This window comes from Xanthomonas vasicola pv. musacearum NCPPB 4379 (assembly GCF_000277895.2).
In the GTDB taxonomy this organism is placed as follows: domain Bacteria; phylum Pseudomonadota; class Gammaproteobacteria; order Xanthomonadales; family Xanthomonadaceae; genus Xanthomonas; species Xanthomonas vasicola.
In genome coordinates this window covers 3,340,134-3,357,040 of record NZ_CP034655.1, presented here as the reverse complement: position 1 = coordinate 3,357,040, position 16,907 = coordinate 3,340,134, and the positions used below count along the sequence as shown (strand labels likewise).

The following is a 16,907-nucleotide window of genomic DNA, read 5'->3' as shown; positions in this document are numbered from 1 at the left end:
TATTGCAGGAAGCCAGGCTTCCGGCAACGCACCAACTGATCGCTTACGCGGCCTTGATGGCCTTGATGCGAGCGGTCAGGCGGCTCTTGTGACGCGCAGCCTTGTTCTTGTGAATCAGGCCACGGGCGCTGAAACGGTCGAGGATGGGCTGAGCAACGGCGAAAGCAGCTTCGGCGCCTGCAGCATCGTTGGCGTCAAGGGCCTTGATCACCTTCTTGACGGCGGTGCGCAGCATCGAACGCTGACCGGTGTTGCGCTCATTGCGCACAATGGTCTGCTTGGCGCGCTTCTTGGCGGACTTGATATTGGCCACGGTGGTGGGTTCCTGAAAAATCGGTATGGTGGAAAAAGCAAGCGCGAAAGTATGATGGACCCAGATATGTACGTCAAGTCAGTTGTCAAGAGGGATGCAGCGTGAGTAAGCCCGGCATGTTGAGAGGCCTACTCTCATTTAGCAGTATGACCATGGTTTCACGGGTGCTAGGGCTGGTTCGCGACCAGGTCATCACCACCACCTTCGGCACCAATGCGGTGACCGATGCGTTCTGGGTGGCCTTCCGGGTCCCCAATTTCTTGCGCCGGCTGTTTGCCGAAGGCTCGTTCGCCACCGCCTTCGTGCCGGTGTTCACCGAGGTCAAGGAAACCCGTCCCCATGCCGAGTTGCGCGAGTTGATGGCGCGCGTAGCGGGCACCCTGGGCGGAGCGCTGCTGCTTGTCACTGCACTGGCACTGATCTTCGCGCCGCAGCTTGCCACGCTGTTCTCCAGTGGCGTGGGCACCGATCCAGCCAAACACGGCCTACTGGTGGATCTGTTCCGGCTGACCTTCCCGTTTCTGCTGTTCGTTTCGTTAACCGCGCTGGCGGGCGGGGCGTTGAACAGTTTTCAAAAGTTCGCGATGCCGGCGCTGACCCCGGTGATCCTCAACCTGTGCATGATCGCCGGCGCCGTGTGGCTGGCGCCGCGATTGGGCGGTACGCCGGAAAAGCAGATCCTTGCACTGGGCTGGGCGGTACTGGCGGCGGGCATGCTGCAGTTGTTGTTCCAGCTGCCTTCGCTGAAAGGCATCAACCTGTTGACCCTGCCGCGCTGGGGCTGGCGTCATCCAGGCGTGCGCAAGGTGCTGACCTTGATGATCCCAACCTTGTTCGGCTCGTCTATTGCGCAGATCAACCTGCTGCTGGACACCGTCATCGCGGCCAAGCTGGCCGATGGCTCGCAATCGTGGCTGTCGCTGGCCGACCGTTTCCTGGAATTGCCGCTGGGTGTGTTCGGCGTGGCACTTGGCACGGTGATCCTGCCGGCGCTGGCCCGCCATCACGTCAAGACCGACCGCGCTGCCTTCTCCGGCGCGCTGGATTGGGGCTTCCGCACCACCTTGCTGATTGCGATGCCGGCCATGCTGGGCTTGTTGCTGCTGGCCGAGCCGTTGGTGGCGACGTTGTTCCAGTACCGCCAGTTCACCGCGTTCGATACGCGCATGACCGCGATGTCGGTCTACGGGTTGAGCTTTGGCTTGCCGGCCTACGCCATGATCAAAGTGCTGCTGCCGGCCTTCTACGCGCGCCAGGACACCCGCACCCCGGTGCGTGCAGGTGTGGCGGCGCTGATCGCCAACATGGTGTTCAACTTCGCGTTGCTGGCGGTGGTCTACCAGATCATGGTGCCGCCCGAGCTCAAGGCGCAGGGTGTGATGCAGGCGATGGGCAAGCAGCCAGGCCTGCATCTGGCGTTGGGGATCGCCAGTGCACTGTCGAGTTATCTCAACCTGGGATTGCTGTGGTACTGGCTGGGTAAGTCCGGCGTGTATCAGCGCCGGCCGGGCTGGAGCGGCTATGTGCTGCGTCTGCTGCTGGCGTGTGCGGCGATGGTGGCGGTGCTGTTGAGTTTGCTGTGGTGGCTGCCGTCGTTTACGCAGATGGGGAAATGGGACCGCATCGGTTGGCTTGCGGTACTGGTGGGCAGTGGTGGGGCGACCTATCTGGTCGCGCAGCTGGCACTGGGGCTGCGGCCGCGGCATCTGCGCGAAGGCTAGGCAACTGCCGAACACGAGTGGACGTGCAAGGCCGCCCGCGCTGTCCAGGGTCTCGGGCAGTCAATCGCATGGCGATCAATCGGGCGCTGCCGCGCCCAAGTGCGTGCCCATGCGGCTTGACAGGCCCGGCTATACTTGCAGGTTATGTAGCAACGAGGGTCGGCCGGCTGGTCGGCATCTGTTTGGATCGAGGAATGAGCACGCTGTTTAGAGACGTCGAGGGCGGGACGTTGTTCCCGCACGGAAGCGTGGTCTGCATCGGCGCCTTTGATGGCCTGCACCTGGGTCATCGGACGCTGGTGCAACACGCCGTGGCGCGCGCGCGCGCGCTCGGTGTGCCGGCAGTGGCGGTGAGCTTCGAGCCGCTGCCGCGTGAGTTCTTCGCGCCCGCCGCGCCGCCGCCGCGTCTGACCCTGGCACGCGCCAAGATCGAAGGCTTGTACGGGTTCGGCGCCGACAGCGTGGGCATGATCCGTTTCGATGGCCGCCTGTCGAAGATGAGCGCGGAAGATTTCGTACGCCTGGCGCTGGTCGGCCGGTTGTGTGCGCGCGAAGTCTGGATCGGTCCGGAGTTCCGCTTCGGCCATCGGCGCGGTGGCGACATCCGCCTGCTGCATATGCTTGGCGAACAACATGGCTTTGTGGCCGGCGAGATCGCCCCGGTGCATCTGCACGGCGAGCGGATTTCGGCAACGCGCATTCGCGAACTGCTGGTTGCGGGCGAATTCGCCCACGCCGGCGACTTGCTTGGTCGCCCGTACGCCATCGGTGGGCGGGTCGTGCGCGGCAAGCAGCTTGGTCGCAGCTTGGGTTATCCCACTGCCAACTTGCGCTTTCCGCGCACGCCGGCCTTGTCGGGAATCTATGCGACCTGGGTGCATGGCGTGGCCAAGACGCCCTGGCCGTCGGTCTCGAGCTTTGGCACGCGTCCAACGGTGGCCGGTGTGGAGCCGCTGCTGGAAGCGCACCTGTTCGATTTCCAGGGCGATCTGTATGGCCGCCACATCGACGTCGAATTCGTCGCCAAGCTGCGCGACGAAGAAAAATTCGATGGCCTGGAGGCGCTGACCGTGCAGATGCATCGCGATGCCGGACAGGCGCGTGAGGTGTTGGCGGCACAGGCGAATTCTCAGCAACAACCCGTAAGGACTGCGAGTCCTTCTCAAGAAATCCAGCGCAACGGTAGATTCCTGTGACCCAAGACTACAAAGCCACTCTTCATCTGCCTGCGACGGAATTTCCGATGCGCGGCGACCTGCCCAAGCGCGAGCCGGCGATGCTGGAGCGCTGGGAGCGCGAGGGCTTCTACGCGCAACTGCGTGCCAATGCCGCCGGACGGCCGCTGTTCGTGCTGCACGACGGCCCGCCGTATGCCAATGGCCAGATCCACCTGGGCCATGCGGTCAACAAGATCCTCAAGGACATCATCGTCAAGTCGAAGTATCTGGCTGGCTTCGATGCGCCGTATATCCCCGGCTGGGACTGCCACGGCCTGCCGATCGAGATCGCGATCGAAAAGAAATACGGCAAGGTCGGCGTCAAGCTCGATGCGGCCGAATTCCGCCAGAAGTGCCGCGAATACGCGGCCGAGCAGATCGATCTGCAGCGGCGCGATTTCAAGCGCCTGGGTGTGATCGGCGATTGGGACAACCCTTACAAGACGCTGGATTTCCGTTTCGAAGCGAACGAAATTCGCGCGCTGGCCAAGGTGGTCGATAACGGCCATCTGACCCGCGGCGTCAAGCCGGTGCATTGGTGTTTCGATTGCGGTTCGGCATTGGCCGAGGCCGAGATCGAATACGCCGACAAAGTGTCGCCGACGGTGGATATCGCTTACCCGGCGCGCGATCCGGGCGCAGTCGCTGCCGCATTCGGCGCGAGCCTGCCGGCGGGCGTGGGCGTGGCGGTGCCAATCTGGACCACCACGCCGTGGACGCTGCCGGCGTCGCTGGCGGTGAGCTTGGGCGCAGAGCTCGACTATGTGCTGGTCGAAGGTCCGGCCGATCGCAACCAGCCGCGCTGGCTGGTGATCGCCGAAGCGCTCGCTGCCAAGGCGCTGGCCCGTTACGGCGTGGACGACGTGGTGGTGCATGGCCACGCCAAGGGCGCTGCGCTGGAGCAGATGCTGCTGAACCACCCGTTCTATGCCGAACGCGAGATCCCGCTGCTGCTGGGCGATCACGTGTCGGCCGAAGATGGTACCGGCGCGGTGCATACCGCCCCGGGTCACGGCCAGGAGGACTACCAGGTCTCCAAGCAATACGGTCTGCTGGAGCGCTATGGCGCTGCGCAGATCAACCCGGTCGACGGGCGCGGCGTGTATCTGCCGTCCACTCCGCCGCTGGGCGACACCGTGCTGGCCGGCGTGCATATCTGGAAAGCCAACGACGTCATCATCGAGGCGCTGCGCGACACCGGTGTGCTGCTGGCGGCCAGCAAGATGGAGCACAGCTATCCGCATTGCTGGCGGCACAAGACGCCGATTGCGTTCCGTGCCACGCCGCAGTGGTTCATCTCGATGGAGCAGGCCAATCTGCGCGCCGATGCGCTGAAGGCCATCGAAAGCGTGCATTGGTATCCGTCGTGGGGCCAGGCGCGTATCGCCGGCATGGTCGACGGACGCCCGGATTGGACCATCTCGCGTCAGCGCACCTGGGGCGTGCCGATCGCCTTGTTCGTCCATCGCGAAACCGGCGAACCGCATCCGCGCAGCACCGAGTTGTTGCGCCACGTCGCCGATCGGGTGGAGCAGGGCGGCGTCGATGTCTGGTACACGCTGGACGCAGCCGAACTGCTGGGCGATGAAGCGGCCGATTACGACAAGATCACCGACATCCTGGATGTGTGGTTCGACTCCGGAGTGACGCATGAAGCGGTGCTTCCGGATCGTGGCCTGCCCAAGCCGGCCGACCTGTATCTGGAAGGTTCCGACCAGCACCGCGGCTGGTTTCAGTCGTCGCTGCTGAGCGGCGTGGCGATGGACAAGGCGGCGCCGTACAAGCAGTGCCTCACCCACGGTTTCACTGTGGACGAGCACGGCCGCAAGATGTCCAAGTCGCTGGGCAACGGCATCGAGCCGCAGGACATCATGAAGACCCTGGGCGCGGACATCCTGCGCCTGTGGATCGCCTCGGCCGACTACAGCAACGAGATGTCGCTGTCGCAGGAGATCCTCAAGCGCAATGCCGATGCGTATCGCCGCTTGCGCAATACCGCGCGCTTCTTGCTCGGCAATCTGCATGGCTTCGATCCGCTGCAGCATCTGGTGGCGCTGGACGAGATGGTGCTGCTGGACCGCTGGATCGTGCATCGCGCCCATGAGCTGCAGGAAAAGATCGTGGCCGCGTACGCGCGCTACGACTTTGCCGAGATCGTGCAGGCGCTGCTGAATTTCTGCAGCGTCGATCTGGGTTCGCTGTACCTGGACGTCACCAAGGACCGCCTGTACACGATGGCCGAAGATGCGCGCGGCCGCCGTTCGGCGCAGAGCGCGATGTATCACGTGGCCGAGGCGTTCGTGCGCTGGATCGCGCCGGTGTTGAGCTTCACCGCCGAAGAACTGTGGGGCTATCTACCGGGCAAGCACGTCGACAACGTGCTGTTCGCCACCTGGTACGACGGCCTCGCACCGTTACCGGCCGATGCCGCGTTGACCAGTGCAGATTTCGATAAGTTGTTGATCGTGCGCGAGCAGGTGGCTAAGGTGCTGGAGCCGATGCGTGCCAATGGCGCGATCGGCGCGGCGCTGGAAGCGGAGATCACCGTGGCTGCCGACGCTCAGACTGCCGCGCGCTGGCAGCCGCTTGCCGAGGAGCTGCGCTTTTTGTTCATCAGTGGCGACGTCACCGTGACCGCTGCCAGCACTGACGACATTTTCGTCAGCGCGCGGCCCACGACCAAGGCCAAGTGCGTGCGCTGCTGGCACCACCAGGCCAGCGTGGGCAGCGACCCGCGTCGCCCGGAACTGTGCAGCCGCTGCGTCAGCAATATCGAAGGCCCCGGCGAGCAGCGTCGCTGGTTCTGATGCCGTGCGCGGCAGTGCGTGGCAGCGATCGCCGCGCACTGTGGTCGTCTCGCCCTGGCGCAGTCCGTCTTCATCCGGCTGGTAGTCTGGGCTGCTGCGAAGCGGGTGCCGCAGCTATGCGCATGCGTCTGGCTTTTCTGAAGCTTGGGGCACGTTGTGGGGCGGGGTAGGACTGTTCGTTGAACCGTCCGTGCCATCCTCGCCTGTCTGCGCGACAGCCTTCGTCATGTTTTCCGCCATTCCGGTCACAACCTCCATCCAGGCATCTTCTCCCGGCATCGGAGCAGTGGCCACTAATTGCGATCTTTCGACATGAGTCAACGACCCAAACCCTCCGCCCTGATCTGGCTGCTGCTGTCCGCGCTGGTGGTCGGCCTGGACCAATGGAGCAAGGCCTGGGTGCTGTCCAGCCTGCCCGAGTACACCCCGGTGCCGGTGATCGACGGTTTCTGGAACTGGTACCGCACCTACAACACCGGCGCGGCCTTCAGCTTCTTGAGCGATGCCGGCGGCTGGCAGTTGTGGTTCTTCACCGCGTTGGCGGTGGGTATCAGCGGCCTGCTGGCGTTCTGGCTCTCGCGCACCGCGCGCGGGCATTGGCGCAGCGCGCTGCCGTATGCGCTGGTGATCGGCGGGGCGATCGGCAACGTGATCGACCGGCTGATGCATGGCCACGTGGTGGATTTCATCCAGTGGTACATCGGTAGCCACACCTGGCCGTCGTTCAACATCGCCGACTCGGCAATCGTGGGCGGGGCGATCGGCATCGCCGTGTTCGGCCTGTTCGACAAATCCGGCAAGCAGGAGTCGGGAACCGGGAATCTGCGCTGAAGCCTGCCTGCTCGCGACTGCCGCCAGCTCCGACCCCTTGTTCCCCATTCCCGTAGAATGCCCGCCATGGATGTCCTGCTCGCCAATCCCCGTGGTTTTTGTGCCGGTGTCGACCGTGCGATCGAGATCGTCAAGCGTGCGATCGAAACGCTGGGCGCGCCGATCTACGTGCGCCACGAGGTCGTGCACAACCGCTTCGTCGTCGACGACCTCAAGCAGCGCGGCGCGATCTTCGTCGAAGAACTCGACGAGGTGCCCGACGATGCCACGGTGATCTTCAGCGCGCACGGCGTCTCGCAGGCGGTGCGGCTGGAAGCCGAGCGCCGTGGATTGAAGGTGTTCGACGCCACCTGCCCGCTGGTGACCAAGGTGCATTTCGAGGTGGCGCGGCATTGCCGGGCCGGCCGCGACGTGGTGCTGATCGGCCATGCCGGGCACCCGGAAGTGGAGGGCACGATGGGGCATTGGAGCCGCGAACGCGGCCCGGGCACCATCTACCTGGTCGAAGACATCGAGCAGGTCGCCACGCTCGATGTCCGCCAGCCCGAAAATCTTGCCTACACCACCCAGACCACGCTGTCGGTGGACGACACCATGGGGATCATCGAGGCCTTGCGTGCGCGCTACCCGGCAATGCAGGGGCCGCGCCACGACGACATCTGCTACGCCACCCAGAACCGCCAGGACGCAGTGCGCGATCTGGCGCGCCAGTGTGATCTGGTGCTGGTGGTGGGTTCGCCGAACAGCTCCAATTCCAACCGGCTGAGTGAACTGGCCCGGCGTGACGGTGTGGAGTCCTACCTGATCGATAACGCCAGCGAGATCGACCCGGCCTGGATCGTCGGCAAGCAGCATATCGGTCTGACCGCCGGTGCCTCTGCGCCGCAGGTGCTGGTCGATGGCGTGCTGGCGCGGTTGCGCGAACTGGGCGCCAATGGCGTCTCCGAGCTGGAAGGCGAGCCGGAATCGATGGTGTTCGCACTGCCCAAGGAACTGCGGTTGCGTCTGGTCAGCTGACGCGCCGGCTCCGGCACGACGGTGCAGGCAAGACGCGGCGCTTGCAGTGATTGACCCGGATGCCGCTGCGCTCCTACAATTCACGGCTAGCCGGAATAGCTCAGTTGGTAGAGCGGCGCATTCGTAATGCGTAGGTCGTAGGTTCGATTCCTATTTCCGGCACCACGCTCCAAGACTGGGTCGGCGTATGCCGGCCCAGTTGCGTTTTGAAGCGTTGAAAACGTGGCGTTTCACTTAGTTCTCGCATGCATTGCACGCTTGCAGGCCTGCCCCCCCCTTGCGAACGCAACGGTGCATTTCTTGCCTCGCGCTGCGCTGCGACAACATGTCGCACAAATTGGCGCGCTTTTATTGCGTCAGATCATTGCCAATGGGTTTCGTGCAGGTGCAGCAAAGACTAAAATTACTGCGCTAACCCGTGTCTTCGGTCTGCGCAGTGCATCTCCTCTAGGAAGACAGCTGCGTCGGGAACATCCCAGGACGGATACGACGAACGAGGCTGGCGTTCCTTCGCACTTGGATCGACCGATGATTCCGCTGAAACAGCTCGGGCGTTTACTTCGTCCAGGTCTGATGTTGCCCTTCCTGCTGCTGGCAGGCTGCAACTCGGCCATCCTCAATCCGAAAGGCCAGATCGGCCACGACGAAAAGCAACTGCTGATCACCTCGGTGGTGCTGATGCTGATCGTGGTCATCCCGGTGATCGTGATGACGATTGCGTTCGCGTGGAAATATCGCGCATCCAACACCAAGGCGCGCTACGAGCCGGATTGGTCGCACTCCACCGCCATCGAAGTGGTGGTGTGGTCGATCCCGTGCGTGATCATCCTGGTGCTGGCGGTGCTGACCTGGCGCTCGTCGCACGCGCTGGACCCGTACCGGCCGCTGGATTCGGACGTCAAGCCGATCACCATCGAAGCGGTATCGCTGGACTGGAAGTGGATGTTCATTTATCCCGACCAGAACATCGCCACTGTCAACGAGATCGCGTTCCCGGTGCACACGCCGCTGAACTTCAAGATCACCTCCGACACGGTGATGAACTCGTTCTTCATTCCGCACCTGGGCACCATGATCTACGCGATGGCAGGCATGGAAACCAAGCTGCATCTGGTGGCCAACGAGCCGGGCGAATACTTCGGCCTGTCCACCAACTACAGCGGCCACGGCTTTTCGAAGATGAGCTTCAAGGCGCATGCCACCGATCAGGCCGGCTTCGCTGCGTGGGTGGCCAAGGTCAAGGCCTCGCCGACCACGTTGAACGCTGCCGAGTACCAGGTGCTGGCCGCCAATCGCAACGACAAGGAACAGTATCCGGTCACCTACTACTCGTCGGTGCAGGACGGCATGTTCCGCTCGCTGGTCGAAAAATACATGAATGGTCCGGGCCACAGTAAAGGCCACGGCGACCATCAGGCATCGGCGACAGAGCCGGTCGCCATGTGCACTTCTGGAGACAAGTGATGCTAGGCAAACTCACCATCGAGGCAGTTCCGTACCACGAGCCGATCATTATGGTCGCGCTGGGTGGTGCCGGCCTGCTCGGCCTGCTCATCGCGGGCGCCATCACCAAGTACAAGCTGTGGGGCTATCTCTGGAAAGAGTGGTTCACCTCGGTGGATCACAAGCGCATCGGCGTGATGTACATCATCGTGGCGCTGGTCATGCTGCTGCGCGGTTTTGCCGACGCGGCGATGATGCGCACCCAGCAGGCGCTGGTCGGCAACGGTGGCGAAGGCGTGTTTCCTCCGCATCACTACGACCAGATCTTTACCGCGCATGGCGTGATCATGATCTTCTTCATGGCCATGCCGTTCATGACCGGCCTGTTGAACCTCATCGTGCCGCTGCAGATCGGCGCACGCGACGTGGCGTTTCCGTTCTTGAACTCGCTGAGCTTCTGGCTGTTCGTGGCCGGTGCGGCGCTGATCAACATCTCGCTGGGTGTCGGTGAATTCGCGCAGACCGGTTGGTTGGCGTATCCGCCGTTGTCCGGGCTGGAATACAGTCCAGGGGTCGGTGTCGATTACTACATCTGGGCGTTGCAGGTGTCCGGTTTAGGCACGTTGCTGACCGGCATCAACTTCTTCGTGACGATCATGCGGATGCGCACACCGGGCATGACCCTGATGCGCATGCCGATCTTCACCTGGACCGCGCTGATCACCAACATCCTGATCATTGCCGCGTTCCCGATCCTGACCGTGGCGCTGGCGCTGCTGGGTGCCGACCGTTACCTGGGTACGCACTTCTTTACCAACGACGGTGGCGGCAACGCCATGATGTACGTCAACCTGATCTGGATCTGGGGTCACCCGGAGGTCTACATCCTGATCCTGCCGGCGTTCGGTATTTTCTCCGAGTTGATTGCGACCTATAGCCGCAAGCGTCTGTTCGGCTACACCTCGATGGTCTACGCCACCTCGTGCATCGGCGTGCTGTCGTTCGTGGTGTGGTTGCACCACTTCTTCACCATGGGCTCGGGTGCCAACGTCAATGCCTTCTTCGGCATCACGACGATGATCATCTCGATTCCGACCGGCGTGAAGATCTTCAATTGGCTGTTCACCATGTTCCGAGGCCGTGTGCACATGACCGCGCCGGTGCTGTGGACGATCGGCTTCATCATCACCTTCAGCATCGGCGGCATGACCGGCGTGATGCTGGCGATTCCGGCCGTGGACTTCGTGCTGCACAACAGCCTGTTCCTGATCGCGCACTTCCATAACGTGATCATTGGCGGCGTGGTGTTCGGTTACCTGGCAGGTCTGACCTACTGGTTCCCGAAGGCGTTCGGCTTCAAGCTCAACGAAAAGCTGGGCAAGGCATCGTTCTGGTGCTGGATCATTGGTTTCTTCGTGGCCTTCATGCCGCTGTATGTGCTCGGCTTCATGGGCATGACCCGTCGCATGAACACCTACAACCACCCCGAGTGGGCGCCGTGGCTGTACGTGGCTGCGGTGGGTGCTGCAATCATCGGCATGGGTATCTTCTTGAACCTGGTGCAGATCGGTTACAGCGTGTGGAAGCGCAAGGAGCACATGGATTACACCGGCGATCCGTGGGATGGCCGTACGCTGGAGTGGGCAACCTCGTCGCCGCCGCCGTTCTACAACTTCGCCGTGCTGCCGCACATCGACGACCGCGACCAGTTCTGGGCCGACAAACAGAATGGCAAGGGCTGGGTGCGTCCGTCCAAGTACGAAGCGATCCACATGCCGCGTAACACCGGCGCAGGCGTCTACATCGGTGCCTTCAGTGTGCTGCTGGGCTTCGGTCTGATCTGGCACATCTGGTGGCTGGCCATCATCGGCCTGGTGGGCATGATCGGCAGCTTCATTGCACGTACGTTCGATGACGACATCGATTACTGGGTGCCGGCCGACGAAGTGGAGCGCATCGAAAACGCACGTTTCGCCCTGCTCGAACAGCAACAGGCGGCGCAGGCCGCGAAGGTGGTATGACCATGGCTTCCTCGACCACGCTTGACCACGCCGCCCACGCGGGCGGCCACGATCACGACCACGAGCATCACGACGGCGGTGGCAACACCGTCTTCGGGTTCTGGGTCTATCTGATGAGCGACTGCCTGCTGTTTGCCGGTCTGTTCGCCACCTATGCGGTGCTCTCCGGGGCCACGGTGGACGGGCCGACTGCGAAAGAGCTGTTCGACCTGAAGTTCGTGCTGGTGGAAACCTTCCTGCTGTTGTTCAGCAGCTTGAGCTTCGGCTTCGCGATGATTGCCGCGCACAAGCGCAAGATGGGCGGCCTGTACGGCTGGCTGGCCGTCACCGCGCTGCTGGGTATCGGCTTCTTATGCATGGAAGTCTGGGAGTTCAACCACCTGATCCATGAAGGTGCCGGCCCGAGCCGCAGTGCGTTCCTGTCGGCGTTCTTCACCCTGGTGGGTACGCACGGTCTGCACGTGGCCTCCGGCCTGCTGTGGATGGCGGTGCTGGTAATCCAGATCTCCAAGAACGGTCTGACCGCGCGCAACAGCACGCGTCTGGCCTGCCTGAGCCTGTTCTGGCACTTCCTGGACATCATCTGGATCGGTGTGTTTACCGTCGTCTATCTGCTGGGAGCGTTGTAATGGCCAATCACCGCCACACCGAAACCGCTGCCGACGCACACGCCGGCGGGTTGAAGTCCTACCTGATCGGCTTTGTGATGGCCGTGATCCTCACCGTCATCCCGTTTGCGATGGTGATGAGCGGCGCGTTCTCCAAGGGCGTCACTGTCGTCGTGATCTCGGTCATGGCCGCGGTGCAGATGTTGGTGCACATGGTGTACTTCCTGCATATGGACCGCACCCCGGAGCAGCGTTCCAACGTGCAGGTGGGCTTGTTCTCGCTGCTGATCATTGGCATCGTGATCGTCGGCTCGCTCTGGGTGCTGCACAACATGAACGTCAACATGATGCATTGAGACGGCGCTACGCCGGATCGCAGCAATGTTGAAGAAGAGGCCGCCAAGTGATTGGCGGCCTTTTTTTACGGTCAATCGCCCGCAACATGACCAATGGCATACGGGGAAGCACAGGCAGGCGCTTAGCATCGTGGGCTTGCCTGTTCCAGGTCACCTGCGGAGTTGCGATGAAAATGCCCACCCTGTTGTCCATGTCGTTGTTGGCGGCGTTGTCGCTGCCTGCGGCTGCGCAAACCACACCGCCGCAGGATGTGCCGTTCGACGGCACCTTGAAGATCGACGTGGATGCCACCGATCTGGCCCACCGCATCTTCAAGGTCAAGACCACTATGCCGGCCAAGCCGGGCTCGATGACGCTGCTATACCCGCAGTGGATTCCCGGCAATCATTCGCCGACCGGGCCGATCGACAAGCTCGCCGGTCTGGTGATCAAGGTCGATGGCAAGGTCGTGCCATGGAAACGCGACCAGTTCGATGTCTATGCATTCAAGGTGGACGTGCCGCAGGGCGCTACCGAGCTGACCGCCGAGTTCAAATTCCTCTCGCCGCAGGCCGGCAACCAGGGCCGGGTGATGATGACCCCGGAGATGCTCAACCTGCAGTGGAACACTACCGCGCTGTACCCGGCCGGTTATTTCGCGCGCAACATCAAGGCGCAGGCCAGCGTCACGCTGCCTGCTGGTTGGAGCTATGCCACCGCACTGGAAACCGATCGTCGTGTTGGCGACACGGTGACTTTCAAGCCGATCGATTTCGACGACCTGGTCGATTCGCCGATGTTCGCCGGCAAGTACTACAAGCGCGTGGAGTTGAGCACCGGCAAGCAGCCGGTCTATCTCAATGTGTTCGCCGATGAAGCCAAATCGCTGGAGGCCAAGCCCGAGCAGATCAAGGCGCACGCTGCGCTGGTGCAGCAGATGGACAAGTTGTACGGCGCGCGTCACTTCGACCATTACGAATTCCTGCTGGCGCTGACCAAGAAGCTGGGCGGTATCGGCCTGGAACATCACCGTTCCAGCGAAAATAGCGGCCCGCCGAACTACTTCACCGAGTGGGACAAGAGCTGGACCGGCCGCGATTTGCTGTCGCATGAGTTCAATCACTCCTGGAACGGCAAGTACCGCCGTGGCGCCGACCTGGCAACGCCGAACTTCAATGTGCCGATGGGCGACAGCCTGCTGTGGTTGTACGAAGGCCAGACCCAGTTCTGGGGCGAAGTGGTGGCTGCCCGTTCAGGCCTGTGGACGCAGGACCAGGCACGCGACATGCTGGCCGGCGTCGCGGCAACGTATGAGCGTGGCCGCCCCGGCATGACCTGGCGCACGGTGCAGGACACCACCAACGACCCGACCATGTCGATGCGGCGGTCGAAGGCGTACCGCAGCTATCAGATGAGCGAGGACTATTACTCTGGCGGCCAGATGATGTGGCTGGAAGTGGACAGCAAGCTGCGCGCGCTCACCAACAACAAGCGTTCCATCGACGATTTCGCCAAGGCGTTCTTCGGCATGAAGAACGGCGATTGGGACGTCAACCCATACACCTTCGACGACATCGTGAGCACGCTCAACGGCGTGGTGGCCTACGATTGGGCCAGCCTGTTGCGCGAGCGCATGGACGGGTACGGCTCGTTGAATGGCGGTATCGAAGCCAACGGCTGGAAGCTGGTCTACAACGACGAGCCGAACCTGGTCATCAAGACCTACGAGAGCAACGAAAAAGACGTCAGCCTGACCTATTCGCTGGGCCTTTCGCTGGAGGGGTCGGGCGAGGTCAGCGAGGTGTTGTGGGACAGCCCGGCGTTCAATGCCGGCATCATCAATGGTAATAGCATCGTTGCAGTCAACGGCCGCGCCTTTAGCGCAGATGTGATCAAGGATGCGATCAAGGCGGCCAAGGGCACCACCGCGCCGATTGAACTGCTGGTCAAGCGCGGCGACCGCTACGAGACCGTGCGCCTGGATTACCACGGCGGTCTGTTGTATCCGCATTTGGAACGCATCGCCGGCAAGCCGGATCGCCTGAGCGAGTTGTACAAGGCGCGCTAAGTGGCGCACTCCCACGTCGTTGACCGGCGTGGGATCAGTGGAATCCAAGCGGCATGGCCGGTCCTCACCGGTCATGCCGTCGTTGTGTGAGCGCAGCTGGTAAACATTGCGCGATGCGTCAGCACGTCGCCGATTCCCGATTCCCGATGCCGCAAAGGCCTGCGTCGCGCACGCTGAGACCGTCAGCCACTATCCTGCTGCTCCAGCAACGATGGGCAAAAACAATGGCGAAGGCGAAAACGGCCTATGTCTGCGGCGAGTGCGGCGCCGAGTACAACAAGTGGCAGGGGCAGTGCACCGAATGTGGGGTCTGGAACACGCTGAGCGAAATCGTGCTTGAAAGCGCGACGCCGGGCGGCAAGGCATCGCCAGCAGCATCGCGGCGTAGCGGCTGGGCCGGCAAGGCCGAAGCGCCCAAGATCACTGCGCTCAAGGACGTGCAGCAGTCCGAGCAGGCGCGCGTCTCCACGGGCATTGGCGAATTCGATCGGGTGCTGGGCGGCGGGCTGGTGGAAGGGGCGGTGGTGCTGATCGGCGGCGACCCGGGCATCGGCAAGTCGACGCTGCTGCTGCAGGCGCTGGCGAGCATGGCCTCCACGTTGCCGGTGTTGTATGTCACCGGCGAAGAATCGCTTGCCCAGGTAGCCGGGCGTGCGGTGCGCCTGGATCTGCCGCTGGAAGGCCTGAACGCCCTGGCCGAAACCGGTATCGAGAACATCCTGCAGCACGCCAGCGTGGCGCGTCCGAAGCTGATCGTGGCCGACTCGGTGCAGACGTTGTGGACCGAATCGCTGACCGCAGCGCCCGGCTCGGTAAGTCAGGTGCGCGAGAGCGCAGCGCGGCTGGTGCGCTATGCCAAGGAAACCGGCACCGCCGTGTTTCTGGTCGGCCATGTGACCAAGGAAGGCGGCATTGCCGGCCCGCGCGTGCTCGAGCACATGGTCGATGCGGTGCTGTACTTCGAAGGTGAAAGTGGTAGCCGCTTCCGCTTGTTGCGCGCGTTTAAGAACCGCTTCGGTGCAGTCAACGAGCTAGGCGTGTTCGCGATGGGCGAGAAGGGACTCAAGGAAGTCTCCAACCCGTCGGCAATCTTCCTGTCCGGCGGCAGCACCCAGCAACCGGGCAGTTGCGTGATGGTCACCCGCGAAGGCACCCGTCCGCTGATGGTGGAGGTGCAGGCGCTGGTGGATGCGTCGCCATTGTCCAATCCGCGTCGTGTGGCGGTGGGGCTGGAGCAGAACCGGCTGGCCATGTTGCTGGCAGTGCTGCACCGGCATGGCGGCATCGTGGTGGGCGATCAGGACGTGTTCGTCAATGTGGTGGGCGGCATCCGTGTGCAGGAAACCGCGGCCGATTTGCCGGTGCTGCTGGCGGTGCTGTCGTCGCTACGCGACCGGCCATTGTCCGAAAAGACCATCGCGTTCGGCGAAGTGGGGCTGTCCGGCGAAATCCGCCCGGTGCCTAACGGCGAGGATCGCCTGAAGGAAGCCGCGACGCATGGCTTCAAGCGCGCCATCGTGCCGCGCGCCAATGCGCCCAAGACCACCAGCATCAAGGGGATGGAGATCATTGCGGTGGAGCGCTTGAGCCAGGCGCTGGAAGCGGCGGCCGACTGACGCTTATGCGGTCCGCTGCGGCGCGGACTTTGCAATTGGTGAGTTCAGCAACCTGCCGACAATGGCCGAGGCGCTGCCTCGGCCATTGTCGGCAGCGGCGTACTGGCATCGCTCCGGCTGGCTGCGGTCCGGTCATCGAAGATCGGTCGGCTAGCTGATAACCGCGGTTGCGGTGGCGATCCCCGGAACCGGCGGGCGAGAAATACACGGCGCGCCTCCAGGCGCCCCGAGGTCAGTGGATTGCCTTCGTTCGTTGCTTGCGATCAGACGCCCGCAAGCCATTTGTCGGACAATCGCCAGAATTTGCATTTGCCTGTTGAGAAAGCGTTTTCAGAAAGAGTGCGGCTATGGCAACATGCGCGGCCCGTTGCACTGTGCACCGGATCACAGACACTGCTCACTGCCGTTTTCAGGAGAATCACGATGGAATGGATGTTGCTTCCGCTCAAGCGCTACGCCGACTTCAATGGTCGCTCGCGTCGCAAGGAATATTGGATGTTCGCGCTGATGCAGACGTTGGTGCTGATCGTGCTTGGCGGCCTGTTTGGCGTCGCAGCAGCATTGATGGGCGGCGAAAATGGTCCCGGCGCGCTGACATGGCTGATCCTGGCGGTGATCATGCTCTTTGTGTTGGCGTTGATCGTGCCGGGCATCGCGGTGACGGTGCGTCGCTTGCACGATCAGGACAAGTCCGGCTGGTTTTATTTGATCTGCCTGGTGCCGTACGTCGGTGCGTTCATCTTGCTAGTTTTCATGTGCATCGAAGGCACGCCCGGCCCGAACCGGTACGGCGAGAATCCCAAGCAGTAACTCGCGTTTCATGAGAACAGACAACGGCGCAGGGATTCCCTGCGCCGTTGTCGTTGTGGGGTACGCGGATCGGGCTGCTGCGCGGCGGCGGGTATAGGC

Annotated in this window: 13 protein-coding genes and 1 tRNA gene; 13 read left to right on the top strand and 1 reads right to left on the bottom strand. The window is 62.7% G+C overall.

Translation table 11 applies throughout. The features are described 5' to 3' along the window. Window positions 1–43: 43 nt before the first annotated feature. Window positions 44–313, bottom strand: a complete 270-nt coding sequence (rpsT, locus tag KWO_RS15620; RefSeq protein WP_003484323.1) for a 30S ribosomal protein S20 — start codon at window positions 311–313, stop codon at window positions 44–46. Window positions 314–429: 116 nt separating this feature from the next. Here rpsT and murJ point away from each other — a divergent pair, with 116 nt between their 5' ends. The 13 genes from murJ to KWO_RS15555 all read left to right on the top strand — a co-directional run bounded on the left by murJ (window position 430) and on the right by KWO_RS15555 (window position 16,808). After that, window positions 430–2,034 carry a murein biosynthesis integral membrane protein MurJ gene (gene murJ / locus KWO_RS15615; RefSeq protein ID WP_010380631.1) on the top strand — a complete coding sequence of 535 codons (1,605 nt, stop codon included), beginning with the start codon at window positions 430–432 and terminating at the stop codon, window positions 2,032–2,034. A gap of 194 nt (window positions 2,035–2,228) precedes the next feature. Continuing rightward, window positions 2,229–3,230, top strand: coding sequence for a bifunctional riboflavin kinase/FAD synthetase (locus tag KWO_RS15610; RefSeq protein WP_010365815.1), 1,002 nt, complete (start codon window positions 2,229–2,231; stop codon window positions 3,228–3,230). Beyond that, complete coding sequence (gene ileS, locus KWO_RS15605) at window positions 3,227–6,058, top strand: isoleucine--tRNA ligase (protein WP_010380626.1); 2,832 nt, start codon at window positions 3,227–3,229, stop codon at window positions 6,056–6,058. The genes KWO_RS15610 and ileS overlap by 4 nt, the downstream gene beginning before the upstream one ends. Before the next feature lie 312 nt (window positions 6,059–6,370). Beyond that, window positions 6,371–6,889: a signal peptidase II gene (lspA, locus tag KWO_RS15600; RefSeq protein WP_010365821.1), complete on the top strand. Its 519-nt coding sequence runs from the start codon at window positions 6,371–6,373 to the stop codon at window positions 6,887–6,889. 66 nt (window positions 6,890–6,955) lie between these two features. Further along, window positions 6,956–7,906: a 4-hydroxy-3-methylbut-2-enyl diphosphate reductase gene (ispH, locus tag KWO_RS15595; protein WP_010380624.1), complete on the top strand. Its 951-nt coding sequence runs from the start codon at window positions 6,956–6,958 to the stop codon at window positions 7,904–7,906. An 89-nt stretch (window positions 7,907–7,995) separates the two neighbouring features. Continuing rightward, window positions 7,996–8,071, top strand: a tRNA-Thr gene (locus KWO_RS15590). A 363-nt stretch (window positions 8,072–8,434) separates the two neighbouring features. Beyond that, window positions 8,435–9,370, top strand: a complete 936-nt coding sequence (gene cyoA / locus KWO_RS15585; RefSeq protein ID WP_010365825.1) for a ubiquinol oxidase subunit II — start codon at window positions 8,435–8,437, stop codon at window positions 9,368–9,370. Beyond that, a complete protein-coding gene (gene cyoB, locus KWO_RS15580; RefSeq protein ID WP_010365827.1) occupies window positions 9,370–11,370 on the top strand; it encodes a cytochrome o ubiquinol oxidase subunit I in 2,001 nt (666 codons plus the stop codon). The genes cyoA and cyoB overlap by 1 nt, the downstream gene beginning before the upstream one ends. Then, a complete protein-coding gene (cyoC, locus tag KWO_RS15575; RefSeq protein ID WP_010380622.1) occupies window positions 11,367–11,999 on the top strand; it encodes a cytochrome o ubiquinol oxidase subunit III in 633 nt (210 codons plus the stop codon). Before cyoB ends, cyoC begins: the two co-directional genes overlap by 4 nt. Further along, on the top strand, window positions 11,999–12,334 hold the full coding sequence (gene cyoD / locus KWO_RS15570; RefSeq protein ID WP_010380620.1) for a cytochrome o ubiquinol oxidase subunit IV: 336 nt from the start codon (window positions 11,999–12,001) through the stop codon (window positions 12,332–12,334). Before cyoC ends, cyoD begins: the two co-directional genes overlap by 1 nt. 167 nt (window positions 12,335–12,501) lie before the next feature. Next, window positions 12,502–14,382, top strand: a complete 1,881-nt coding sequence (locus KWO_RS15565) for a M61 family metallopeptidase (protein ID WP_017113041.1) — start codon at window positions 12,502–12,504, stop codon at window positions 14,380–14,382. 224 nt (window positions 14,383–14,606) lie between these two features. After that, entirely contained in the window at window positions 14,607–15,998 is a 1,392-nt protein-coding gene (gene radA, locus KWO_RS15560; protein WP_010365835.1) for a DNA repair protein RadA, read from the top strand. A gap of 423 nt (window positions 15,999–16,421) precedes the next feature. Further along, entirely contained in the window at window positions 16,422–16,808 is a 387-nt protein-coding gene (locus KWO_RS15555) for a DUF805 domain-containing protein (protein ID WP_010365837.1), read from the top strand. The last annotated feature ends 99 nt before the right edge of the window (window positions 16,809–16,907 follow it).

Bases quoted from the DNA above. Each gene is read 5' to 3' on its own strand.
- murJ (WP_010380631.1), top strand. From the start codon at position 430: ATGTTGAGAGGCCTACTCTCATTTAGCAGTATGACCATGGTTTCACGG.
- KWO_RS15610 (WP_010365815.1), top strand. From the start codon at position 2,229: ATGAGCACGCTGTTTAGAGACGTCGAGGGCGGGACGTTGTTCCCGCAC.
- lspA (WP_010365821.1), top strand. From the start codon at position 6,371: ATGAGTCAACGACCCAAACCCTCCGCCCTGATCTGGCTGCTGCTGTCC.
- ispH (WP_010380624.1), top strand. From the start codon at position 6,956: ATGGATGTCCTGCTCGCCAATCCCCGTGGTTTTTGTGCCGGTGTCGAC.
- cyoA (WP_010365825.1), top strand. From the start codon at position 8,435: ATGATTCCGCTGAAACAGCTCGGGCGTTTACTTCGTCCAGGTCTGATG.
- cyoB (WP_010365827.1), top strand. From the start codon at position 9,370: ATGCTAGGCAAACTCACCATCGAGGCAGTTCCGTACCACGAGCCGATC.
- cyoC (WP_010380622.1), top strand. From the start codon at position 11,367: ATGACCATGGCTTCCTCGACCACGCTTGACCACGCCGCCCACGCGGGC.
- cyoD (WP_010380620.1), top strand. From the start codon at position 11,999: ATGGCCAATCACCGCCACACCGAAACCGCTGCCGACGCACACGCCGGC.
- KWO_RS15565 (WP_017113041.1), top strand. From the start codon at position 12,502: ATGAAAATGCCCACCCTGTTGTCCATGTCGTTGTTGGCGGCGTTGTCG.
- radA (WP_010365835.1), top strand. From the start codon at position 14,607: ATGGCGAAGGCGAAAACGGCCTATGTCTGCGGCGAGTGCGGCGCCGAG.
- KWO_RS15555 (WP_010365837.1), top strand. From the start codon at position 16,422: ATGGAATGGATGTTGCTTCCGCTCAAGCGCTACGCCGACTTCAATGGT.